The 20,639-nt window shown below is 65.7% G+C and carries 21 protein-coding genes; 14 read left to right on the top strand and 7 right to left on the bottom strand.

Annotated features, from left to right (window positions below; all coding sequences use genetic code 11):
• Nucleotides 1-8 precede the first annotated feature (8 nt).
• Together trmD and rplS are read left to right on the top strand one after the other, a co-directional pair.
• Nucleotides 9-791, top strand: coding sequence for a tRNA (guanosine(37)-N1)-methyltransferase TrmD (gene trmD, locus ABIE56_RS07820; protein WP_429243248.1), 783 nt, complete (start codon nucleotides 9-11; stop codon nucleotides 789-791).
• A gap of 12 nt (nucleotides 792-803) precedes the next feature.
• Entirely contained in the window at nucleotides 804-1,205 is a 402-nt protein-coding gene (gene rplS, locus ABIE56_RS07815; RefSeq protein ID WP_429243247.1) for a 50S ribosomal protein L19, read from the top strand.
• Between the two features lie 72 nt (nucleotides 1,206-1,277).
• Here the strand turns inward: rplS and ABIE56_RS07810 are convergent, their stop codons facing one another.
• Together ABIE56_RS07810 and epmB are read right to left on the bottom strand one after the other, a co-directional pair.
• Entirely contained in the window at nucleotides 1,278-3,341 is a 2,064-nt protein-coding gene (locus ABIE56_RS07810) for an EAL domain-containing response regulator (RefSeq protein ID WP_429243246.1), read from the bottom strand.
• Nucleotides 3,342-3,443: 102 nt separating this feature from the next.
• Nucleotides 3,444-4,469 (bottom strand): EF-P beta-lysylation protein EpmB, encoded by a 1,026-nt coding sequence (gene epmB, locus ABIE56_RS07805; RefSeq protein WP_429243245.1) that lies wholly within the window; start codon nucleotides 4,467-4,469, stop codon nucleotides 3,444-3,446.
• An 88-nt stretch (nucleotides 4,470-4,557) separates the two neighbouring features.
• Between epmB and efp the strand changes: the two genes are divergently transcribed.
• The 7 genes from efp to folE2 all read left to right on the top strand — a co-directional run bounded on the left by efp (nucleotide 4,558) and on the right by folE2 (nucleotide 10,122).
• Entirely contained in the window at nucleotides 4,558-5,139 is a 582-nt protein-coding gene (gene efp, locus ABIE56_RS07800) for an elongation factor P (RefSeq protein WP_429243244.1), read from the top strand.
• A 109-nt stretch (nucleotides 5,140-5,248) separates the two neighbouring features.
• Nucleotides 5,249-6,601 carry a TRZ/ATZ family hydrolase gene (locus ABIE56_RS07795; protein WP_429243243.1) on the top strand — a complete coding sequence of 451 codons (1,353 nt, stop codon included), beginning with the start codon at nucleotides 5,249-5,251 and terminating at the stop codon, nucleotides 6,599-6,601.
• Entirely contained in the window at nucleotides 6,598-6,873 is a 276-nt protein-coding gene (locus ABIE56_RS07790) for a YciI family protein (RefSeq protein WP_429243242.1), read from the top strand. The genes ABIE56_RS07795 and ABIE56_RS07790 overlap by 4 nt, the downstream gene beginning before the upstream one ends.
• 10 nt (nucleotides 6,874-6,883) lie before the next feature.
• Complete coding sequence (gene ubiG, locus ABIE56_RS07785) at nucleotides 6,884-7,591, top strand: bifunctional 2-polyprenyl-6-hydroxyphenol methylase/3-demethylubiquinol 3-O-methyltransferase UbiG (protein WP_429243241.1); 708 nt, start codon at nucleotides 6,884-6,886, stop codon at nucleotides 7,589-7,591.
• Nucleotides 7,588-8,268, top strand: a complete 681-nt coding sequence (locus ABIE56_RS07780) for an HAD family hydrolase (protein ID WP_429243240.1) — start codon at nucleotides 7,588-7,590, stop codon at nucleotides 8,266-8,268. Before ubiG ends, ABIE56_RS07780 begins: the two co-directional genes overlap by 4 nt.
• On the top strand, nucleotides 8,265-9,101 hold the full coding sequence (locus tag ABIE56_RS07775) for a squalene/phytoene synthase family protein (RefSeq protein ID WP_429243239.1): 837 nt from the start codon (nucleotides 8,265-8,267) through the stop codon (nucleotides 9,099-9,101). Before ABIE56_RS07780 ends, ABIE56_RS07775 begins: the two co-directional genes overlap by 4 nt.
• A gap of 97 nt (nucleotides 9,102-9,198) precedes the next feature.
• Nucleotides 9,199-10,122 carry a GTP cyclohydrolase FolE2 gene (gene folE2, locus ABIE56_RS07770; protein ID WP_429243238.1) on the top strand — a complete coding sequence of 308 codons (924 nt, stop codon included), beginning with the start codon at nucleotides 9,199-9,201 and terminating at the stop codon, nucleotides 10,120-10,122.
• Between the two features lie 4 nt (nucleotides 10,123-10,126).
• Here the strand turns inward: folE2 and ABIE56_RS07765 are convergent, their stop codons facing one another.
• The 3 genes from ABIE56_RS07765 to yidD are packed head-to-tail and all read right to left on the bottom strand — an operon-like array spanning nucleotide 10,127 to nucleotide 12,607.
• Complete coding sequence (locus ABIE56_RS07765) at nucleotides 10,127-10,984, bottom strand: M23 family metallopeptidase (protein WP_429243237.1); 858 nt, start codon at nucleotides 10,982-10,984, stop codon at nucleotides 10,127-10,129.
• 29 nt (nucleotides 10,985-11,013) lie between these two features.
• The gene (locus ABIE56_RS07760) at nucleotides 11,014-12,354 is read right to left on the bottom strand and encodes a dihydroorotase (protein WP_429243236.1); all 1,341 of its coding nucleotides are present in this window, start codon (nucleotides 12,352-12,354) and stop codon (nucleotides 11,014-11,016) included.
• The gene (gene yidD, locus ABIE56_RS07755; RefSeq protein WP_429243235.1) at nucleotides 12,347-12,607 is read right to left on the bottom strand and encodes a membrane protein insertion efficiency factor YidD; all 261 of its coding nucleotides are present in this window, start codon (nucleotides 12,605-12,607) and stop codon (nucleotides 12,347-12,349) included. The genes ABIE56_RS07760 and yidD overlap by 8 nt, the downstream gene beginning before the upstream one ends.
• A 121-nt stretch (nucleotides 12,608-12,728) precedes the next feature.
• On the opposite strand from yidD, the gene dksA reads away from it, so the two are divergent.
• Both dksA and ABIE56_RS07745 read left to right on the top strand, forming a co-directional pair.
• Nucleotides 12,729-13,754 carry an RNA polymerase-binding protein DksA gene (gene dksA / locus ABIE56_RS07750; protein WP_429243234.1) on the top strand — a complete coding sequence of 342 codons (1,026 nt, stop codon included), beginning with the start codon at nucleotides 12,729-12,731 and terminating at the stop codon, nucleotides 13,752-13,754.
• A 76-nt stretch (nucleotides 13,755-13,830) separates the two neighbouring features.
• Nucleotides 13,831-15,249, top strand: a complete 1,419-nt coding sequence (locus tag ABIE56_RS07745) for a nicotinate phosphoribosyltransferase (RefSeq protein ID WP_429243233.1) — start codon at nucleotides 13,831-13,833, stop codon at nucleotides 15,247-15,249.
• An 85-nt stretch (nucleotides 15,250-15,334) separates the two neighbouring features.
• Here the strand turns inward: ABIE56_RS07745 and ABIE56_RS07740 are convergent, their stop codons facing one another.
• Nucleotides 15,335-15,775, bottom strand: coding sequence for a SufE family protein (locus tag ABIE56_RS07740; RefSeq protein WP_429243232.1), 441 nt, complete (start codon nucleotides 15,773-15,775; stop codon nucleotides 15,335-15,337).
• Nucleotides 15,772-17,151 (bottom strand): cysteine--tRNA ligase, encoded by a 1,380-nt coding sequence (gene cysS / locus ABIE56_RS07735; protein ID WP_429243231.1) that lies wholly within the window; start codon nucleotides 17,149-17,151, stop codon nucleotides 15,772-15,774. The genes ABIE56_RS07740 and cysS overlap by 4 nt, the downstream gene beginning before the upstream one ends.
• Nucleotides 17,152-17,356: 205 nt before the next feature.
• Here cysS and ABIE56_RS07730 point away from each other — a divergent pair, with 205 nt between their 5' ends.
• The 3 genes from ABIE56_RS07730 to ABIE56_RS07720 all read left to right on the top strand — a co-directional run bounded on the left by ABIE56_RS07730 (nucleotide 17,357) and on the right by ABIE56_RS07720 (nucleotide 20,633).
• Nucleotides 17,357-17,911: a glycine zipper 2TM domain-containing protein gene (locus ABIE56_RS07730; protein ID WP_429243230.1), complete on the top strand. Its 555-nt coding sequence runs from the start codon at nucleotides 17,357-17,359 to the stop codon at nucleotides 17,909-17,911.
• A 388-nt stretch (nucleotides 17,912-18,299) separates the two neighbouring features.
• Nucleotides 18,300-19,331, top strand: coding sequence for an N-acetylornithine carbamoyltransferase (locus tag ABIE56_RS07725; RefSeq protein ID WP_429243229.1), 1,032 nt, complete (start codon nucleotides 18,300-18,302; stop codon nucleotides 19,329-19,331).
• 93 nt (nucleotides 19,332-19,424) lie between these two features.
• Complete coding sequence (locus ABIE56_RS07720) at nucleotides 19,425-20,633, top strand: argininosuccinate synthase (RefSeq protein ID WP_429243228.1); 1,209 nt, start codon at nucleotides 19,425-19,427, stop codon at nucleotides 20,631-20,633.
• Nucleotides 20,634-20,639: the final 6 nt, after the last annotated feature.

The following is a 20,639-nucleotide window of genomic DNA, read 5'->3' as shown; positions in this document are numbered from 1 at the left end:
CGAAGATCATGCGCATCGACGTGGTAACGCTGTTTCCCGATTTCGTCCGTCAGTCGGCCGGTATCGGGGTGGTAGGAAGGGCGCAGCAGCGCGAGCTGCTCCAGGTGGAAACCTGGAACCCGCGCGATTTCGCCACCGATAATTATCGCACCGTGGATGGCCGCCCCTTTGGCGGTGGGCCAGGCATGGTGATGTTGATCGAACCCCTGCGGGCGGCCCTGGCGGCCATTCGCGAAGCGGCACCGGAGCCGGTGCACGTGATTTACCTCAGCCCGCAAGGTGCGCGGCTGACGCAGAAACGGGTGGAAGCGCTGGCAAATATGCCGCGAATTGCCCTGATCTGTGGACGTTATGAAGGTGTGGACGAGCGGCTGGTCCAGCACGAGGTCGACGAAGAGCTCTCAATCGGCGATTATGTGCTGTCTGGCGGCGAGCTTGGCGCAGCGGTGGTTATCGATGCGGTGGGTCGTCTGCAGGAAGGTGCGTTGAACGATGCACAGTCCCATCAGCAGGATTCGTTCTCGGACGGTCTGCTGGATTGCCCGCACTACACCCGCCCCGTGCATCACGATGCGTGGGGTGGCGTGCCGGAGGTTTTGCTCTCAGGCGATCACGCGGCCATTCGCCGCTGGCGCAGGAAGCAGTCGCTAGGTCGAACCTGGCTGCGCCGGCCGGATTTGCTAACGCAGCTTGTCCTGGATGATGAATCCAGGGTTTTGCTGGATGAATTCCGCCGTGAATATGCACGGCCAAACGGTGCGGCCGGCGACGACCGCCGTAACAAAAATTGACAGGTGTGTGCCATGAACAAACTTCTCCAACAGTTCGAAGCCGAGCAGATCACCCGCCAGCTGCCGGATTTCGGCCCTGGCGACACCGTGGTCGTGAACGTCAAGGTCAAGGAAGGTAACCGCGAGCGCGTCCAGGCGTTCGAGGGTATCGTCATCGCCAAGCGTAGCCGTGGCCTGCACTCCGCCTTCACCGTCCGCAAGATTTCGCACGGCACGGGCGTCGAGCGCGTGTTCCAGTCCCACAGCGCCGCTATCGACTCGGTCGAAGTGAAGCGTAAGGGTAAGGTCCGCGGCGCCAAGCTGTACTACCTGCGTGGCCTGGAAGGCAAGGCTGCCCGCATCAAGGAAGACGTGGCCGCCGCCGCTGCCGCCAAGGTCGCGAAGAAGGCTGCCGCTGCCGCTGCCGCCGAGTAATCGGCTGCCGCAAGGCATACAAAAAAGCCCGCGAGCGATCGCGGGCTTTTTTGTGTCCGTCAGTGCCCGTTGTTAAACGGGCAGGTATTCCTCAGCCAGCACCTTCGCCGGCTCCTGCAGGAAATTGCCCTGCACGAAGTCGACGCCACAGGCGAACAGGAGCGAGGTGCTCACCGCATCCTCCACCCATTCCGCCACGGTCTGCTTGCCGGTGGCATGGCCTTCCTTGCAGATATCCGAAATACGCTTCTGGTTTTCCGGGTGCTGCGGCAGGTCGGTCATGTAGCTGCGGTCGATCTTCAGGAAATCGGCCTCGACATGGGTCAGCATCTGGAACGAGTTCAGGCCCGAGCCGAACTGCTCGATGGCGAACTTGCCGCCCGACTGACGCCAGCCCACGGAGAACTCCTGGGCCTTGCGCAGCATGGTGAGTACCTTCGATTCCGGCATGGCAATGACCAGCTGGCTGCGGCGTAGCTTGGCCGTTTCGAGGCGGCGCTTGAGCCAGGGCAGCAGGTCAGGGTCTTCCAGCGATTGCGCGGTAATCTTCACGAAGTACGTGGTGGTCAGGCCATCGTTCTCGCGGTGGGCGAGGGCGTCGATGGCATGGCCCAGCACCCAGCGGTCGATCGCCGGCAGCAGGCCATTGCGCTCCGCCACGGGGAAGAAATACGACGGCAGTACATCGCCCTTGGGCCCGCGCATGCGGACCAGGATGTCGTAATACTCGCCCGCGGCATCCTGCAGGCTGATGATCTGCTGGTGGTACAGGCGCAGGCCATCCTGGGCGAGCGCTTCGCGAACCAGGTCCAGCCAGTACTGCTCGCGCTCGGCGTCCGCTTTTTCACGCGCGGCCGGATCGTGCAGCTCCACCCGGTTGCCGCCCTGGTTCTGCGCGTTGCGCAGCGCGGCGCTGGCCTGGTCAAGCACGGTTTCGGCGTTGGCGTTCTTCTCGGCCAGCAGGGTGCCGCCCACAGTGACCGTCACGGTCAGTGAGCGCGTACCCGCATCGACAATCGCATCGGAAATGCTGGCGCGCAGGCGTTCGGTAAGGGCGGCGTGCTCCAGGTCGCCGCGCGGCGCCAGAACGATGCCGAACGTGTGGTCACCCAGTACGCCAGGCACGTCCTCATCATCAAGCGCTTCCTTGATCCGCGTCGCCAGGTTCGCCAGCACCTGGTCGGCGTTGGCGATACCCGCGCTGGCGACCAGTTCCTTCCAGTTATCCGGCTCGATCAGGAGTACCGCCTGACCCGCGCGGCCGGCCGCAGCCGCGGCCACGGCCTCGTCGATATGCTCGAGCGTGCGTGCGCGGTTGAACAGCCCAGTGACGGGATCCTGGTAAAGCTGGGCCACCAGCGCCGGGTCCACGGTCTGCTGGCGGAACACGATTTGCAGGCAGGCCTCGCCTTCGAAGGTGGCCTGGGCAAAATCCGCCACGGCCTTGAACGTACTGCTGTCGTCGCGGCGGGCGAGCAGGTCCATCGGCGGCGGGGTCTTTTCCCCCTTCGATACGGCGCGCAGCGCGTTCTTGAAGTCATCCGCGTGGGTGCCGGAGATCAGGTCAAGGATCGGCAGGCCGATGATGTCGTCGTATTCGTTGAACCCGAACGCCTCGAGGTACGCCTGGTTTACGCGGACATGCATGCCCTCGTGCACGTAAGCGATGGCATCACGGGATGAATCCAGCAGCGAATCGCAGCGGCGCTCGGTTTCGCGCAGGGCGGTTTCCAGGCGGCGGACCTGGCGGCGCATGGATAGCGACTGGAACTCGCGATGCACCGTGGCCAGGATCTGGTCGTGGCGCTTGCGCAGTGCTACGCCGCGCACGCCGCCGGCGAGGAGGTCGGAGACCTCGTCGTCGTCCAGGTGCTCAAGCACGGCAATGGCGGCCAGGTCGCGGCCGCTGGCGTCGAGCTGGCGAAGGACCCCGGCGGCTTCGATGCCCGGCACCGCCGGGTTCATCAGCACCAGGTCGGGCACCTGTTCGTCGAGGCAGGCCTGGATCTCATCGGCGCTTGTGGCGCGCGACGCGCGCACGGCGATACCGCCGTTGCGCAGGACATTGATCAGTAGTTCCGCCTCTTCCACCGATGCTTCGATAAAGAGGACGCGAATGACGTTGTCGTGTTTCATGTTTCTTCTTGGTTACCGCAGTTCCACCCAGCACGCCATGTACCGGCATGCTCCCCCTGTCTCGCGGTCCCGCCGGGCTGGTGCCGGCCGGATGGCACCATACTAGCGCGCGAAATCGGCAATGGGACGCTTTGAGGGGTCGCCGGGCAATTCACGAACGAGTTTTGGGACAAGGTACCCAGGTAAGCGTGCGCGCAGCGTCTCCACCAGGGCCAGGGCCTGCTCATCCGGCACTTCGAAGTGGGCGGCGCCAGTCACCTTGTCGAGCTGGTGCAGGTAGTAGGGCAGCACGCCTGCGGCGAACGACCGCTCGCAAAGCGCCGTAAGGGCGTCCGCGTCGTCGTTGACCCCCCGCAGCAGCACGGACTGATTGAGCAGGGTGGCCCCCGCCTCGCGCAGGCGAGCGCACGCGGCGTCGACCGTGGCATCGAACTCGTTGGCATGGTTGGCGTGGAGCACCACGACCTTCTGCACGGGCAGCGCCGCCAGCCAGGCCACGAACGCATCGTCGATCCGCTCGGGCAGCACGACCGGCAGCCGGGTGTGGATGCGCAGCCGGATCACGTGGGGCATGCCGGCGAGGCCGCGGGTGAGCTCGTCGAGCTTGTGGGTAGCCAGCGAGAGCGGGTCGCCACCGGACAGGATGACTTCCCGGATCGAGGTGTCGGCGGCGACATGGGCCAGTGCTTCGCGCCACTGGGCGGCCGCGGCGATTTCCTCGCCGTAGGGGAAGTGGCGGCGAAAGCAGTAGCGGCAGTTCACCGCGCAGGAGCCGCTGGCGATCAGCAGGGCGCGGCCATCGTACTTGTGCAGTAGCCCATGGCCGGCCTTGGCGGCCATGTCGCCCACGGCGTCCACGCTATAGCCGGCTGCCTGCGCGTGCTCGGCGGCCCGGGGCAGCACCTGCAGGAGCAGCGGATCGGCCGGGTCGCCCTGGCGCATGCGCGCCACGAATCCGCGCGGCACCCGCAGCGGGAAGCCCGCGTCATCGGGCGGGAGCAGGTCGGCGCGGTGGCCCAGGCCGACGGCCCGGAGGAGTTCCCCGGCATCGGTAATGGCCTCCCGCCAGGCCTCGCGCCAGCCCTGGGCTGGCGTCGGTAGGCGGGGAGTGGGGCTTGCGGTTATCATGGTGGGCCTTGGGGCGGGCCTTGGTGCCCGTAACAGACCCCTATTTTAGCCGCCCGGCGGGCGGATTCACCTCTGGAGCATGCAACACATGGCAAGCCTTGGCCTCAATGACGTCAAAACGGGCAAGAAGATCCTGCACAACGGCGATCCCTGGGTCATCACCGAAGCGGACTTCATCAAGCCGGGCAAGGGCCAGGCGTTCACGCGCATCCGCGTTCGCAACCTGAAGGACGGCCGCACCACCGAGCTGACCCTCAAGTCGAGCGATTCGTACGAAGAGGCGAACGCCACCGATACCGATGCCAGCTTCTCGTACATCGAAGGCACCGGCGATGACCGCGAGTGGATCTTCATGCACTCGGAGACCTTCGAGCAGTACCGGGCCAACCTGGCCGCCATGGGCGATGCCTGGAAGTGGCTGAAGGGCGACGAGCAGTGCGTCATCACCATCTTCAACGAAACCCAGATCATCGCCGTGCAGGCGCCGAAGTTCGTTGAGCTGAAGATCGTCGAAACCGATCCGGGCGTCCGTGGCGATACCTCGGGCGGTGGCGGCAAGCCGGCCACGCTAGAGACCGGTGCCGTGGTCCGCGTGCCGTTGTTCGTCAACCAGGACGAAATCATCAAGGTCGATACCCGCACGGGCGAGTACGACAGCCGCGTCAAGTAAGGCGGCTTCGCTCGACCCAACGCGACGGCACGGCCGCCCCCCGGGCGCCGTGCCGTTCGCTTATCAGGCGCAGGGAAATCGCCGTGGTAACCCTTTTCGAGAGGCATGCATGAGTTCCGATGACATCCGAGAGATCGACCTCCTGATCGAAGCCCGCTGGGTGGTTCCCGTGGAACCGCACGGTGTGGTGTACGACGACCACGCCGTGGCGATCGACGGTGGAGAGATCATCGAGATCCTGCCGGCCGATGAGGCGCGCAAGCACTACAATCCGCGCGAACGCGTATCGCTGGCTGAGCACGCCCTGATCCCGGGCCTGGTCAACGCGCACACGCACAACCCCATGACCCTGCTGCGTGGCCTGGCCGACGACCTGCCGCTGATGGTGTGGCTGCAGGAACACATCTGGCCGGCCGAGGGCCGCGTGATGGGCCCGGACTTCATCCGCGATGGCGTGGAACTGGCCGTTGCCGAGATGATCCGCGGTGGTACCACCTGCGCCAACGAGAACTACTTTTTCCCCGATGTGATCGCAGCGACCTACCGCCAGATGGGTTTTCGCGCGGTCATTGGCCTGCCGGTCATCGATTTCCCCACGCCGTGGGCGAAGACCTCGGATGAATACTTCCTGCGGGCTGAGGAAGTGCACGACAGCCTGCGCGGCGAACCACTGCTCACCACCGCGTTCGCGCCGCACGCGCCCTACACGGTCTCGGATGAGAACTTCGAGCGCATCCGCATGCTCTCCGAACAACTCGATATTCCGGTGCACTTGCACACGCACGAGACGGCGCAGGAAGTGGAAGAAGGGAAGGCGCGCGATGGCATGCGTCCGTTCCAGCGCCTGCAGAAGCTGGGCCTGGTCAACGAGCGCCTTATCGCGGTGCACATGACCCAGCTGACCGATGGCGAGATCGCGGCGTGCGCAGCGGCCGGCGTTTCGGTGGTGCATTGCCCGGAATCGAACCTGAAGCTCGCCTCGGGCTTCTGCCCAGCCGAGAAACTGCGCACCGCTGGCGTGAACGTCGCGATCGGCACCGATGGCTGCGCTTCCAACAACGATCTCGATATGTTCGGCGAGATGCGCACCGCCGCCATGCTGGCGAAAGCCGTGGCTGGCGATGCCGCCGCGTTCGACGCCGCGAGCGCACTGCGTGCCGCGACGTTGAACGGCGCGAAGGCCATTGGCCTGGGCGAAAAAATCGGTTCGATCGAGCCGGGCAAGCGGGCCGACCTGGCTGCTGTGCGTCTGGATGATCTTGAAACGCAGCCGCTGTACCACGTGGCATCCCAGCTGGTGTACGCCACGGGCCGCCACCAGGTCAGCGATGTATGGATTGATGGCAAGCGCAAGCTCGCCGACAAGACCCTGGTAGGGATCGATGTCGAAGCCATCCGCGACAAAGCTCGCGGCTGGCGCGAGCGCATCGCGGCCGAGGATACTGCCGAGGACACCCCGTGAACGATACTGCCCACCTCTACCTGGTGATGGCCATGCGTAACCCCGGGTTCCAGGCCTCGGCGGCTCAGGAGCACATGGTGTTCCTTGACAGCCTGATCGAGCGTGGCCTGCTTGAGATGACCGGCCCGTTTACCGATGGTGCCGGCGGTGCCTACCTATTGCGCGCGGCCGATCTGGAAACCGCCACGCAGATCGCCCATGGCGATCCGCTGCATGTTTCCGGCTCGTCCACGCTTACCGTCCACGAGTGGCGCGTGCGCCGTTTCCCCTGAGGCAACCACGATGCAAACCAACGCCAACGTCAGCGCGGAAGAAATCGCGCGCTTTGAAAAGCTCGCCGCACGCTGGTGGGATCCCGATGGCGAATCCCGCCCGCTGCATGACCTGAACCCGGTGCGCTCGGCGTACGTCGCCGGCCGCGCCAACCTGCGCGGCGCGAAGGTGGTCGACGTGGGCTGCGGCGGCGGTCTGCTCAGCGAGGCCCTGGCCCGCGCTGGCGCCAACGTCACCGCCATCGATCTCGGCGCCAAGCTGATCGAGATCGCGAAGCTGCACCTGTTCGAATCGAACCTGCAGGTGGATTACCGCGTGCAGTCGTCTGAAGAACTCGCCGCTGCCGAGGGCGAGTCGTTCGACGTCGTGTGCTGCATGGAAATGATCGAGCATGTGCCCGATCCGTTCGTGCTGATCCGCGACCTTGCGGCCATGCTCAAGCCGGGCGGCCAGCTGTTCCTGTCCACGTTGAACCGCACGCCAGCCGCGTTCGGTGCAGCGATCGTCGGCGCCGAGTACGTAATGCGCCTGCTGCCGCGTGGCACGCACCACTACGCGCAGTTCCTGAAGCCCTCGGAAGTCGCGACCATGTTGCGCCACGTCGGGCTGGAACTCGAAGACATCTCGGGCCTCGCCTATAACCCGCTCACCCGCAACGCGAGCCTCACCCGTAACACGGCATTGAACTACGTGCTGTCGGCAAGGAAGCCGGCGTGAGCAAGCTGCCCTTCAAGCCCGAAGGGGTCTTCTTCGACCTCGATGGCACTCTGCTCGACAGCGGGCTGGATCTCGACCACGCCCTGCGTCTGTTGTGCGCGGAGCAGGGCGTCGAACCGCCGGCGTACGAAGCGGTGCGCCCGGTCGTGTCGCGTGGTTCGCGTGCCATCATCAGCGTGGGTTTCCCACATCGGGATGACGCCGGCGTCCTCGCGCTGGTGCCGCGCTATCTCGCCTTGTATGAGGCGAACATGGCTGCACACACGGTGCCGTTCGCGGGTATCGAACCGATGATTGCCGGGCTGGTTGGCGCAGGCATCCGCTGGGGCATCGTCACGAACAAGCCGGGCTTTCTCACCGATGCGTTGCTGCCGCAGGCCGTGCCGCACTGGCAGCCGGCCGCTGTGGTCTCGGGCGATACCTTGCCGGTAAAGAAGCCCGGCCCTGCGCCTGTGCTGCTGGCGTGCGAGACCGCCGGGTGCGCCCCGGCACGTTCCGTTTTCGTGGGCGATGACCGACGCGACATCGTGGCGGGTCACGCGGCGGGCCTGTTCACCGTGGCCGTGCGCTGGGGTTACCTTGATGGCGGCGACCCGGACGCGTGGGGGGCCGATGTCGTGGTCGACCACCCGCATGACCTGGCTGCGTTGCTGGGCGTGGGCGAGGTGCCGGCATGAGCGATGGCGCGACCCAAAGCTATATCGACAAATGGCTGGCGGTGCAGCCGCAGCAGCGCGTGGCGCTGGGCTTCATCGACCCGGCCGTGCGCGATGAGCGCGTGGCGCTCGCGGCGTTCGAACAAGAGCTGATCTCCTCGGCCTACGGCATTCGCGAGCCTCAGGTGGCTGCCGCGAAGCTTCAGTGGTGGGCGGAGGAACTCTCCGGTGCCGGTGCCAGCGGCGGCCGTCATCCCCTGACCAAGGCCCTGTTCACGAGCGAGCGGGCGAAGATCGTCACGCCGCAGCTCTGGATTGCCCCCGTACTCGCGGCCATGGCCCAACTGGAGCAGGGCACGCCGTCGGATTTCGCCGCGCAGGTCGTCGCCTCGCGCAATATGCACGGCGCACTGGCCGCACTGGAGAACGCCTGGTGGTTTGGTCCGGAGGCACCCAGCGAGGCCGCCGCCGACATCGCCACGTTGTCGCACCTGGTCTTCGCCCTTTCGCGGCTGGAGTTCGATGCCGACCGTGAGCGCTTGCCGCTGCCTATGTCACGCCTGGCCCGGCACGGCCTGAGCCGCGGGCAGCTGAAGGACGATTCCCCGGCCCGCCGCGAGGCCATCAAGGCGCAGCTGGGCGACCTGGCAGCCGGCCTGAGCGCCGCGCTGGGCAAGGGGCAGCCCCTGTCCACCTTCCGGGGCCTGGAGGGCCGTACGGCGCTTGCCACGGCGCGGGGCGCCGCGCGCGCGCCTGAGCCCTTCGCCGAATTACACAAGCGCCAGGCCCGTACCGGCCCTGCCACCGCCTTCCGCGCCTGGCGCGCGGCGCGGCAGGCAGGCCGGTTGGGCTGAACGCAGCGTTTCCGGGCACACACCATTGAGCCATTGGCCATGGCCCCCATCTCGGGGCGAACGGCCGGAAACGACCTTAAGTCCCAAGGAACCCCCGATGTACATCCAAGATTCCCCGACCCGCCTGCTGCCCGACGTTGCGTCGCAGGAGCACGCCCTGGCCATTGGCACGCTCGACTGGGTCGGCATGGATGGCATGGAAATGCCGGTCGCGTTCGATGCTGGCGATGGCGACGTGCGTTCCACGGGTGCCCGCGTCGGTGCCTTCGTGAACCTCACCAGGCCGGAGAAGCGCGGCATCCACATGTCGCGCCTGTACCTGCTGGTGTCCGAGGCACTGTCGGCTGGCCCGCTCAGCGTGGCGGGCATCCGCGCGCTGCTGGGCGAGTTCCTGTCGTCGCATGAAGGTCTGTCCGACCACGCCCGCATCACCATCGGCTTCGAGCACCTGGTTCGCCGCCGCGCGCTGCGCAGCGACAACAGCGGCTGGCGCGCCTATCCCATCACGATCGACGCCACGATGCGCGGCGATCAGTTCCATCTCGAAGTGACGACCGACGTGGTGTACTCCTCCACGTGCCCGGCCTCCGCCGCGCTGTCGCGCCAGCTTATCCAGGACAACTTCGTGAAGTCGTTCCCGGCCGACCAGGCGCTGGACCGCGAAACCATCCTGGCCTGGCTCGGTACGGAGCAGGGCATCATCGCCACGCCGCACGCCCAGCGCAGCACGGCCACGATCCGCGTGGCGCCGAAGGGTGAGGGTGTATTCAACCTGATCGGCATGATCGATAACGTGGAAGCCGCGCTGGGTACCCCGGTGCAGACCGCCGTGAAGCGTGCCGACGAGCAGGCGTTCGCGCTCGCCAACGGCAGCAACCTTATGTTCTGCGAGGACGCCGCCCGCCGCATCCAGAAAACCCTGGAAGCCGATCCGGGCGTCGCCGATTTCCACGTGCGCGTGGCGCACCACGAAAGCCTGCATCCGCACGACGCAGTGGCCTTCGCCAGCAAGGCACGCTGACGAACTACGGCGCTACCGGCTGGATCCCCGGCAACAACAGCGGATCCAGCCGTGTCCCGAACCAGTTGAAGCCCCAGTGCACATGCGGCCCGGTGGCGCGCCCGGTCTTGCCCGCGGCACCGATCACTTGGCCCTGGTGCACCCGCTGACCTACCTTCACATCGATCCGTGACAGGTGCAGGAAATTCGACGACAGGCCGAAGCCGTGGTCGAGCAGCACCGTGCCGCCGGTGAGATACAGGTCCGGCTGCGCGAAGGTGATGATGCCATCGGCTGGTGCTTTCACCGGCGTGCCCTCGGGCACGGCGATATCCATGCCCGAATGAGGGGCCTTGGGGTCGCCGTTGTAGATGCGCTGGTTGCCGAAGCGGCCGCTGATGCGGCCGGTCACGGGCCAGATAAACCCATGATCGAAGTCCTCGCGCGCATCGTCACGGTTGCGCGCCGCGACGACGAGGGCCTGTTCATGTTCGATCCGGGTAGCGATCTCCGGTGGCGGGTTCACCGTCTTAGGCGGGACGCCTTCCACGCGCTCGATGGGCCAGTCGCGCGGGGTCACGGCGACGCTCACGGTACGACTGCCCACGGCCACGTTGATCGGGCCCTTTTCATCACGGCCGGCGCCGAACACGAAGACGCCATCGGCGCCGACGTGGACTGGCTTGCCGTTCACCCGCACGGCGGAGCCGGGTGGGGCGTGGGCGATGATGAGGGCGCCCTGGGACATGGTTGTCGGGATGTCGGAGGTGGCTGCGGCGGAAACGCCGGTACACGTCAGCGCTGCCGCCAGCCCGATCGCGCGCAAGCGCGCTCCTACAGGGCTGAGTTTGTAGGAGCGTGCTTGCACGCGATTCGTGGGCATGGCGCCGTCGCAATCCATTGCGAATTTCCTCATCGGTCGAACTCGAGGCGCTGGCCGCGGATGCTTTCATCGACCTTCTTGCCATCGAACACGCGCTGGCCGTTCACCCAGGTCGAGGCGATGCTACTGCTGAAGGTGTAGCCCTCGAACGGCGACCACCCGCACTTGGAGAGCACTTCCTCGCGGGTCACCGTGTGCGGTTTGTTCGGGTCCACCAGGACCAGGTCCGCCGCATAGCCTTCGCGCAGGAAGCCGCGGTTCATCACGTTGAACAGCTTCGCCGGGTTGTGGCACACGGTTTCCACCACGCGCTCGAGGGTGAGCTTGCCCTCGGTCACGCGCTGCAGGGCGCCCTGCAAGGCGAACTGCACCAGCGGCAGGCCGGACGGAGCCTTGTCGTACTTCTGTTCTTTCTCTTCGAGCAGGTGCGGGGCGTGGTCGGTGGCGAGCACGTCCAGGCGGCCCTCGGCCAGCGCCTTGATGATCGCTTCGCGGTCGGCCTCGTCCTTGATCGCCGGGTTGCACTTGATGAATGAGCCCTTCTCGTCGTAATCGGCCTTGCCACCAAAGTGCAGGAAGTGCACGCAGGTCTCGGCGGTGATCCGCTTGCCCTCGATGGGGCCCGGCTCGAACAGGGCCAGCTCATCGGCGGTGGAAATATGCAGCACGTGCAGGCGGGTGTTGTGCTTCCTTGCCAGTGAAATGGCCAGCCGGGTCGACTTGATACAGGCCTCGCGCGAGCGGATGTGCGGGTGCTCCCACATGGGGATGTCCTCGCCGTACTTTTCATGGGCCTTGGCCAGGTTTGCGTCGATCATCGGCGTGTCTTCGCAGTGCGTGATGATCGGCACGGGGGTGTCGCGGAAGATTCCGTCCAGCGTCTCGGGGTTATCGACCAGCATGTTGCCGGTCGAGGCGCCCATGAACACCTTCACACCCGGTGCCGCCTTGGGGTCGAGGGCGCGAATCGCCTCAAGGTTGTCGTTGCTGGCGCCCATGTAAAAGGCGTAGTTCACCACCGATTTTTCGGCCGCCAGCGTGTACTTGTACTCGAGGCTGTCGCGATCGAGCGCGGGCGGCTTCGTGTTCGGCATTTCCATGAAGCTGGTGATGCCGCCGGCCGCGCAGGCGCGCGATTCCGTGGCGAGATCGGCCTTTTGGGTGAGGCCCGGTTCGCGGAAATGCACCTGGTCATCGATCATGCCGGGCAACAGGAGCAGGCCACTGGCGTCGATCACTTCTTCATCACGCTCCTTTTCCAATCCCTGCGCGATCGTCGCGATTTTTCCGTCGCGGATGCGAACGTCAGCGACGAATCGCTGGTTTTCATTCACCAGTTCGGCGTTCTTGATCAGCCAGGCATCAGTCATGGGTATGAGCTCCTTGGGCGCCGCAGCGGCGCAGGACAAATTGGTCAGGGACAGGATCATGGCCACCCTCGCAGAGGGGCTGGCAGCGCAGGATGCGCCAGCCGCCCAGTACCGAGCCCTTGAGCGGGCCGAACCGGGCTATGGAAATCCGCGTGTAATCGGAACAGGATGGATGGAACCGGCAATTGGCCCCTAGCAGCGGGCTAAGCCACCGCTTGTAAAGGGACAACAGGAAGAGGAGGAGGCGGGTCACGTTCTCGAAAGGCCAGGTGGGTGCCGGCGTCGGGTATCTGACAGTATCCCAGAAGATAGGTTGCTGGGGTAACGCATCTGGGCTATAACACCCCGCCGCCACGGCCACCGAGGTGAAGGAAATGGCGAAAAACGCTCGTAGTTCCACCGTTGCCAAGGCTGCCGCCAAGAAGGGCGGGGCGGGTGACGCGACGAAGACCAGGACGGTTGCGGCCGGGGGCAAGGTACCGGCGAAGACGGCGGTGCGCGCGGCGGCCAAGCCCGCAGCGAAAACCGCGGCGAAAACCGCGAAACCAGTGGCCAAGGCGGCCCCGAAGACATCCGCGGCACCCGCCAAGAAGGCGGCTGCGGCACCGGTGGCGAAACCTGCCGCCGCAAAGAAGGCGCCCGCCAAGGCGGCGCCCGTGACGAAGGCGGCGGCCCCCAAGGCGCCGGCCAAGCCCGCGGCAAAGGCACCGGCCCCCAAGGCGGCACCCGCGCCCGCAAAGAAATCGGCCCCGGTGGTGGAACATTCCGCCGCCAAGGCCACTCCCAAGCAGCAGGTGAAGGCATCGCCGGCACCCGCGCCGGCGCCGGTGGCCAAGGCCGCCGCCCCCGCCACCGGACGCAAGGCGTCCGCGGTGGGTAGCGCTACCCCATCCAGTAACGAGAAGTCCGCGCACGCCAGCATGAACAGCACCACACTTGAAAACGGAATCACGCGCGAAGACGGCCGCTATGCACTGCCGGCTTCCACCATCATCGACCTGCCGAAGGGCTACAAGCCCGACGACAGCGAGGAATACATGAACCCGCGGCACCTGGCCTACTTCCGCAATAAGCTGAAGGATTGGCGGGAGCAGCTGGTCGAGGAATCGCGCCAGACCATGGATAACCTCCGTGAGGAGGTCCGTGATGTGGGCGACGAAGCCGAGCGCGCCACCCGCGAGACGGAAAACTCGCTGGAGCTCCGCACCCGCGACCGCTACCGCAAGCTCATCTCCAAGATCGACAAGGCCCTGCGCCGGATCGAGGAAGGCCGCTACGGGTTCTGCGAGGAGACCGACGAGGAAATCGGCGTCAGCCGCCTCGATGCGCGCCCCATCGCCACCCTTACGCTCGATGCGCAGGAGCGCCGCGAGCACCTGCAGAAGCAGATGGGCGACTAAGCCGCCGTATCGTTCCTGCCAACGCGAAACCCCGCCCGAAAGGCGGGGTTTTTCGTTTGCGCTCCCAGGAGACCCCATGTTCCCGCAACTGCAGAACCTGATCCTCAACACGGATAGCTACAAGGCGAGCCACTGGCTCCAGTACCCGCCCGGGACCGATGCGACATTCTTCTATGTCGAGTCGCGCGGTGGCCTGTTCGACCGCACCGTGTTCTTCGGCCTCCAGGCCATCCTGAAAGCGTGGTTGGCCCACCCGGTAACCCATGCGCAGGTGGACGAGGCGCGCGATTTCTTCGCCGCGCATGGCGAGCCCTTCAACGAGCCGGGCTGGCGGCACGTGGTGGATGTGCATGGCGGCCGCCTGCCCATGCGCATCCGCGCGGTGCCGGAGGGCAGCGTCGTGCCCACGCACCAGGCGCTGGTCACGATCGAGTCGACCGACCCGCAGGCCGCCTGGGTGCCTAGCTACCTCGAAACGCTGTTGCTGCGCCTGTGGTACCCGGTGACGGTGGCTACGCTGAGTTGGCAGGTCAAGCGCTGTATCGCCGCCTTCCTCGAAAAAACCAGTGATGACCCCGCCGGCCAGCTTCTCTTCAAGCTGCACGACTTTGGCGCACGTGGTGTTTCCAGCGCGGAATCCGCCGCGATCGGCGGCATGGCGCACCTGGTGAACTTCCGTGGCACGGATACCGTGCAGGGCGTGCTGGCGGCGAAAGCCTTCTACGGCGAGCCCATGGCGGGGTACTCCATCCCGGCCGCCGAGCACAGCACCATCACCAGCTGGGGGCGCGAACGCGAGGTCGACGCGTACCGCAACATGCTCCGCCAGTTCGCAAAACCCGGTTCCCTCGTGGCCGTGGTGTCGGATAGCTACGACATCTTCCACGCGGTTCGCGAGCACTGGGGAAAAACGCTCCGCGAGGAGGTCATTGCGTCGGGTGGGACCCTGGTGGTCCGCCCTGATTCGGGCGACCCCGTCGAGGTGGTACACCAGTGCGTCGCGCTGCTGGATGACGCCTTCGGTAGCACGGTAAACGGCAAGGGCTACAAGGTGCTGAACCATGTCCGCGTCATCCAGGGCGATGGCGTGAACCCGCAAAGCATCCGCGCCATCCTGGAGCGCCTGACCGGCGCCGGCTACGCGACCGACAACATCGCCTTTGGCATGGGCGGCGCGCTGCTGCAGAAGGTGGACCGCGACACGCAGAAGTTCGCGCTGAAATGCTCGGCCGCGCGTATCGATGGCCAGTGGGTCGATGTGTTCAAGGCACCCGTGACGGACGCCGGCAAGTTCTCCCAGCGCGGGCGCCTGACGCTGACGCGCCACCGCGAATACGGGACCTGGAAGACCGTTTCGATTCCGGACGGGCTGGCGCGGGCCGAAGACATGCCGCTCGATCACGGCTGGGAACACGCCATGGAAACCGTGTGGGAAAACGGCGTGCTGGTGAGGGACCAGACATTCGAGGAAGTGAGAAGTAGGGCAGCCCTGTAGGAGCGCGCTCGCGCGCGATCCGCCGGCAGGCGGCACCCTGGGCCAGGAGCGTCGCGCGCAAGCGCGCTCCTACAGGGGGCGCAGACTACGCCAGCGCTTCCGCCGCGTAAGCCTTGATCCGCACGAGCATAGCGGCGAGGCCATTGGAGCGGGTGGGCGAAAGATGCTTCGCCAGCCCGATGTCCTGGATATACGACGGCTGGGTATCCACGATCTCTTGCGCGGAACGATCGGAATACACGCGTAGCAGTAACGCGATCAGGCCCGAAACAATCGCCGAATCGCTGGTCGCTTCAAAGTGCATTTTCGCAGCGTCGCCCGAGCGGGTCAGCCACACCATCGACTGACAGCCGTGTACGCGGTTCTCTTCGTTCTTCTCGTGATCGGGGAACGGCGGCAACTGCTTGCCCAGGTCGATCAGGTACTGGTAGCGCTCGGTCCAGTCGCCGAAAAAGCCGAATTCCTCCGCGATGGCGGCCTGGGCCGCGGCGGCGGTGGGTTCCTGCGGATCTACGAGGTTGTTCATGCCTTCACCACACTCCAGCGCGTGCCCTGCGCACCGTCTTCAATGGCCACGCCCAGCGCCTTGAGCTGGTCGCGGATGGCGTCGGACCGGGCAAAATCCTTCGCCGCGCGGGCGGCGCGGCGTTCCTCGAGGAGGGCCTCCACCATGGCGGCGTCGATGGCGTCGCCAGGGTTACCTTGCTGGAACCAGGCTTCCGGGTCCTGCTGAAGCAGGCCCAGCAGAGCACCACCGTTGAGCAGGGCGGCCTTGGCCGCGATGCGCTCACCGCCCGTGGCGCGACGTGCCGCATCGGCCAGGTGTGAAAGCTCGGCCAGCGCCTGCGGGGTGTTGAGGTCGTCGCACAGCGCCGCTTCCACCGTGGCCGGCACCGAGAACTCGCCCGAAGGCACGTCGGCCAGGTCACGCAGCACGCCATACCAGCCATCCAGCGTGCGTACCGACTGGGTGAGGGCGGCATCCGACCAATCAAGGGGCTGGCGGTAATGGCCGCGCAGTAGCATCAGGCGCAGCGCTTCGCCGGAGTGTTTGGTGAGCAATTCGTGCAACTGAAGCACGTTGCCCAACGACTTCGACATCTTCCGGCCTTCGAAGGTCAGCATGCCGTTGTGCAGCCAGAATCGTGCGAATGGCTTACCGCCATGGGCGCAGACGCTCTGGGCGATCTCGTTCTCGTGGTGCGGGAAGGTGAGATCGACACCGCCGGCGTGGATATCGATGGTTTCGCCCAGGTGGGCCTCGCTCATGGCCGAGCACTCGATGTGCCAGCCCGGGCGGCCGCGGCCCCAGGGGCTGTCCCAGCCGGGCAGCGTCTCGTCGGACGGCTTCCACAGCACGAAGTCGCCGGCGTCCTTCTTGTACGGGGCCACCTCGACGCGCGCACCGGCAATGAGCTCGTCCGGGTCGCGGCCCGAGAGCGCGCCGTAAGCGGGGTAAGAGGCCACGTGGAACAGGACATGCCCCTCGGCCTCGTACGCGTGTTTTGAGGCGATCAGGCGCTGGATCATCGTGATGATCTCGGCGATATGTGCCGTGGCGTGGGGCTCCACGTCGGGCTTGGCCACGCCCAGCTTGGCGATATCGTCGCGGTAGGCCTGGGCATAGCGACCGGTGATCTCGGTGATCGGCACCCCGGCCGCGGCGGCCGCGGCGTTGATCTTGTCGTCCACGTCGGTGATGTTCCGGGCGTAGACCACGTTGGGGTAATGGCGGCGCAGCAGGCTGGCCAACACGTCGAAAACGACCGGGGGCCGGGCGTTGCCAATGTGGATGTAGTTGTAGACGGTGGGCCCGCAGACATACATGGTCACCCGGTCCGGATCGAGCGGGGCGAACGCTTCCGTGCGGCGAGTCAGGGTGTTGTAGAGCGAGATCGTCATCGGGTGTCCATGCGGGGCGGGCCGGCGGCCTGGGCCGGCCTGAAATAGTAGCAAGGCCGGGCGCAGACCGTGCACGCGCGAGTGGCGAAATGGTTGACAGGGCAGCGCGGATTCCCGCAGGGAAGACCTAAGCGTGGATTCAGCGTGAACTTGATGAAATGGCACCCAGTAGGCGCTCTTGTGCGCCGGCTGGAGGTTTTCCTAAATGTCTCGCCTGCTTATCCCCGCGCTGATCCTCGCGGTTTTCGCTACCGGTGCCAGTGCCCAGGATCGTTATGGCCCGCCCCCGCCGTCGCAGTCGGCCGGGCCGGATGACAACACCCATTTCGGCTGGGCGGACGTGCTGCGCGTCGACCCGGTATACGGCGTGGCCCGCGTGGAAACCCCGCGCCAGGAGTGCTACGACCAGCAGGTGACGACCCGCCAGCAGGGCAGTGGCAGCACGGCCGGTACCATCCTGGGCGCCGTCGTGGGCGGCGTCCTGGGCAATACGGTAGGCAAGGGCGATGGCCGCAAGGCCGCGACCGTGGCTGGCGCCGTGGCCGGCGGCGTGGTGGGCAACAACGTGTCGCGCAGTGGCGATACGGTGTACCAGGGCACGGAAACCCGCTGCCGCGACGTGAGCTCGGTGACCGAGCAGCGCCGCATCGCGGGCTACGACGTGGAGTACCGCTACCGCGGTGAGGTCTACGTTTCGCGCCTGAACTACGACCCGGGCGAGCGCCTCCGCGTTCGCGTGAGCGTCTCCCCGGCCGACTGACCGGTTCCGGCAAGGCAGATGGGAAGGGCCGCGAGCAATCGCGGCCTTTTTCTTTTGGCGCGCTCGATACAGCTCGCCTTCGGCTTCGCGGGGCAGTTGCGCAGCGCACCAATCCACGGCATTATCGACGCTTCACCTTTTTTCCGACCCCGACCGTGTCCCACGCCGACTACACCTCGAACGTCTACACCAGCGCCCGCATGGCCGCAGGGATGACGTCCCGTGCTCGTCGACCGTACATCGGATACTCGGCCGGGTAGGCTGTCGCGCGCATTTCATACGCAACGACTAAAAAACCCGGCCCCGTGCCGGGTTTTTTCGTTCTGGATTCCGCAATCTCACCTTTCTCCCACGGCCTTCGCCAGGCCACCGACCGATCTGGACCGCCATGACCGTTCGCCACTTCCTCAACACCACCGACTACAGCCGCGCCGAAATCGACGCCCTGCTCGAGCAGGCCGCCGAGTTCAAGCGCTCGCCCCAGGGCCAGCAGCTGGCCGGCAAGTCCATCGCCCTGATGTTCTTCAACCCGTCCATGCGCACCCGCACCAGCTTCGAAATCGGCGCCTTCCAGATGGGCGGCCATGCGGTGGTGCTGGCGCCGGGCAAGGATGCGTGGCCCATCGAGTTCGAAGTCGGCAGCGTGATGGACGGTGATACCGAAGAGCACATCGCCGAAGTGGCCCGCGTGTTGTCGCGCTACGTCGACATCATCGCCGTCCGTGCCTTCCCGAAATTCCAGGACTGGCAGGTCGATCGCCAGGACAAGGTGCTCAAGGCGTTCGCGCAGTACGCCACGGTGCCGGTCATCAACATGGAGACCATCACCCACCCGTGCCAGGAGCTGGCCCATGCGCTGGCCATGAAGGAGCACCTGGGTGACCTGCAGAACAAGAAGTACGTCCTGACCTGGACCTACCACCCGAAGCCGCTGAACACCGCCGTGGCCAATTCGGCGCTGCTGATCGCGACCAAGATGGGCATGGACGTCACCCTGCTTTGCCCCACGCCCGAGTACATCCTGGATCAGCGCTACATGGATTTCGCCACGCAGAACGCCAAGGAAAACGGTGGCTCGCTGCAGGTCTCGCACGATATCGAGGCGGCCTACAGCGGCGCGCACGTGGTCTATGCGAAGAGCTGGGGTGCCATTCCGTACTTTGGCCGTTGGGATGAAGAGAAGGCCATTCGCGACGCGAACAAGCACTTCATCGTGGACGAGGCCAAGATGGCCCTGACCGATAACGGCCTCTTCAGCCACTGCCTGCCGCTGCGCCGGAACATCAAGGCGACGGATGCGGTGATGGATTCGCCGGCCTGCATCGCCATCGACGAGGCGGAAAACCGCCTGCACGTCCAGAAGGCCGTCATGGCGTCGCTCATGGCGCAGCCCGGCGTGAAGTCCGGCCTCGGTTTCTGATCACGCAGTGGCGGCCCGTACCCGCCGCCACCTGCCCGTAACGCCCTTGTGTTCGCCTTACCCCATTAAAACGCCTTGATTTCCGGAGCCAGCATGTCCAGCAAAGATATCGTCCTCGCCTTTTCGGGCGGCCTCGACACCAGCTTTTGCGTCCCCTACCTGATGGAGCGCGGCTACGCCGTGCACACCGTGTTCGTCGATACCGGCGGCGTCTCTGCTGAAGAGCGCGAGTACATCGAGCAGCGCGCCCACGAACTCGGCGCCGCCTCGCACCGCACGGTCGATGCGTCGCAGGCGATCTGGGATAGCTTCGTCACCCCACTGATCTGGGCCGGCGAGTTCTACCAGGGCCAGTACCCGCTGCTGGTGTCCGACCGCTACCTCATCGTTAAGGCGTCGCTCGAGCGATGCGACGAACTCGGCACCAAGCTGTTCGCCCACGGCTGCACCGGCATGGGTAACGACCAGGTCCGCTTCGACCTGACCGTGAAGGCACTCGGCGACTACACCATCATCGCGCCGATCCGCGAGATCCAGCGCGAGCACACCCAGGTGCGCGCCTACGAGCAGAAGTACCTGGAGGACAAGGGCTTCGAAGTCCGCGCCAAGACCAAGCACTACACCATCAACGAGAACGTGCTGGGCGTGACCATCTCCGGCGGCGAGATCGATGCGTGGGAGATCCCGGAAGAGGGCGCGGTGGCCTGGTGCGCACCGCGCGCTGAATGGCCGTCTGAACCGCTGCGCATCGAACTGGGCTTCGACAAGGGCGTGGCCACTTCGCTCAACGGCAACGCCGCGACCGGTCCGGAAATCCTGGGTTTCCTCAACCGTGAGCTCGCCAGGTACGGCGTGGGCCGCAGCCTGTACACCGGCGATACCAATATCGGCCTGAAGGGCCGCATCGTGTTCGAAGCGCCGGCACTCACCGCGCTGCTCACGGCGCACCGTGCGTTGGAAGAGACCGTGCTGTCGAAGCAGCAGAACCGCTTCAAGCCGGAAATCGGCCGCAAGTGGACCGAGATCGCTTACGAAGGCTTCTTCAACGACCCGATCAAGGCCGACCTGGAAGCCTACCTGGTGAGCACCCAGCGCAAGGTCGATGGCAAGGTCATCATCGAGACCCGCGGTGGCACCGTGTACGCCGTGAAGGTGGAATCGAAGAACCTGCTCCACTCGAAGAAGGCCACCTACGCGCAGGCCGCCGACTGGGGCGTCGCCGAAGCCGAAGGCTTTATCAAGCTGTACGGCATGAGCTCGACGATCTGGGCTGAAGTCGACCGAGCCAACGGCGGGAAGTGATCGAGC

This window comes from Luteibacter sp. 621 (assembly GCF_050435445.1).
In the GTDB taxonomy this organism is placed as follows: domain Bacteria; phylum Pseudomonadota; class Gammaproteobacteria; order Xanthomonadales; family Rhodanobacteraceae; genus Luteibacter.
The sequence above is the reverse complement of the archived record's forward strand: the minus strand, read 5'-3'. Positions and strand labels throughout refer to the sequence as shown.

Excerpts from the sequence above, each read along its gene's own strand:
- trmD (WP_429243248.1), top strand. The coding sequence starts at position 9 with ATGCGCATCGACGTGGTAACGCTGTTTCCCGATTTCGTCCGTCAGTCG.
- ABIE56_RS07740 (WP_429243232.1), bottom strand. The coding sequence starts at position 15,775 with ATGAACAACCTCGTAGATCCGCAGGAACCCACCGCCGCCGCGGCCCAG.
- efp (WP_429243244.1), top strand. The coding sequence starts at position 4,558 with ATGGCAAGCCTTGGCCTCAATGACGTCAAAACGGGCAAGAAGATCCTG.
- ABIE56_RS07810 (WP_429243246.1), bottom strand. The coding sequence starts at position 3,341 with ATGAAACACGACAACGTCATTCGCGTCCTCTTTATCGAAGCATCGGTG.
- folE2 (WP_429243238.1), top strand. The coding sequence starts at position 9,199 with ATGTACATCCAAGATTCCCCGACCCGCCTGCTGCCCGACGTTGCGTCG.
- ABIE56_RS07730 (WP_429243230.1), top strand. The coding sequence starts at position 17,357 with ATGTCTCGCCTGCTTATCCCCGCGCTGATCCTCGCGGTTTTCGCTACC.
- ABIE56_RS07775 (WP_429243239.1), top strand. The coding sequence starts at position 8,265 with ATGAGCGATGGCGCGACCCAAAGCTATATCGACAAATGGCTGGCGGTG.
- ABIE56_RS07725 (WP_429243229.1), top strand. The coding sequence starts at position 18,300 with ATGACCGTTCGCCACTTCCTCAACACCACCGACTACAGCCGCGCCGAA.
- ABIE56_RS07765 (WP_429243237.1), bottom strand. The coding sequence starts at position 10,984 with ATGCCCACGAATCGCGTGCAAGCACGCTCCTACAAACTCAGCCCTGTA.
- cysS (WP_429243231.1), bottom strand. The coding sequence starts at position 17,151 with ATGACGATCTCGCTCTACAACACCCTGACTCGCCGCACGGAAGCGTTC.
- ABIE56_RS07720 (WP_429243228.1), top strand. The coding sequence starts at position 19,425 with ATGTCCAGCAAAGATATCGTCCTCGCCTTTTCGGGCGGCCTCGACACC.
- rplS (WP_429243247.1), top strand. The coding sequence starts at position 804 with ATGAACAAACTTCTCCAACAGTTCGAAGCCGAGCAGATCACCCGCCAG.
- ABIE56_RS07745 (WP_429243233.1), top strand. The coding sequence starts at position 13,831 with ATGTTCCCGCAACTGCAGAACCTGATCCTCAACACGGATAGCTACAAG.
- epmB (WP_429243245.1), bottom strand. The coding sequence starts at position 4,469 with ATGATAACCGCAAGCCCCACTCCCCGCCTACCGACGCCAGCCCAGGGC.
- ABIE56_RS07760 (WP_429243236.1), bottom strand. The coding sequence starts at position 12,354 with ATGACTGATGCCTGGCTGATCAAGAACGCCGAACTGGTGAATGAAAAC.
- ABIE56_RS07795 (WP_429243243.1), top strand. The coding sequence starts at position 5,249 with ATGAGTTCCGATGACATCCGAGAGATCGACCTCCTGATCGAAGCCCGC.
- dksA (WP_429243234.1), top strand. The coding sequence starts at position 12,729 with ATGGCGAAAAACGCTCGTAGTTCCACCGTTGCCAAGGCTGCCGCCAAG.
- ubiG (WP_429243241.1), top strand. The coding sequence starts at position 6,884 with ATGCAAACCAACGCCAACGTCAGCGCGGAAGAAATCGCGCGCTTTGAA.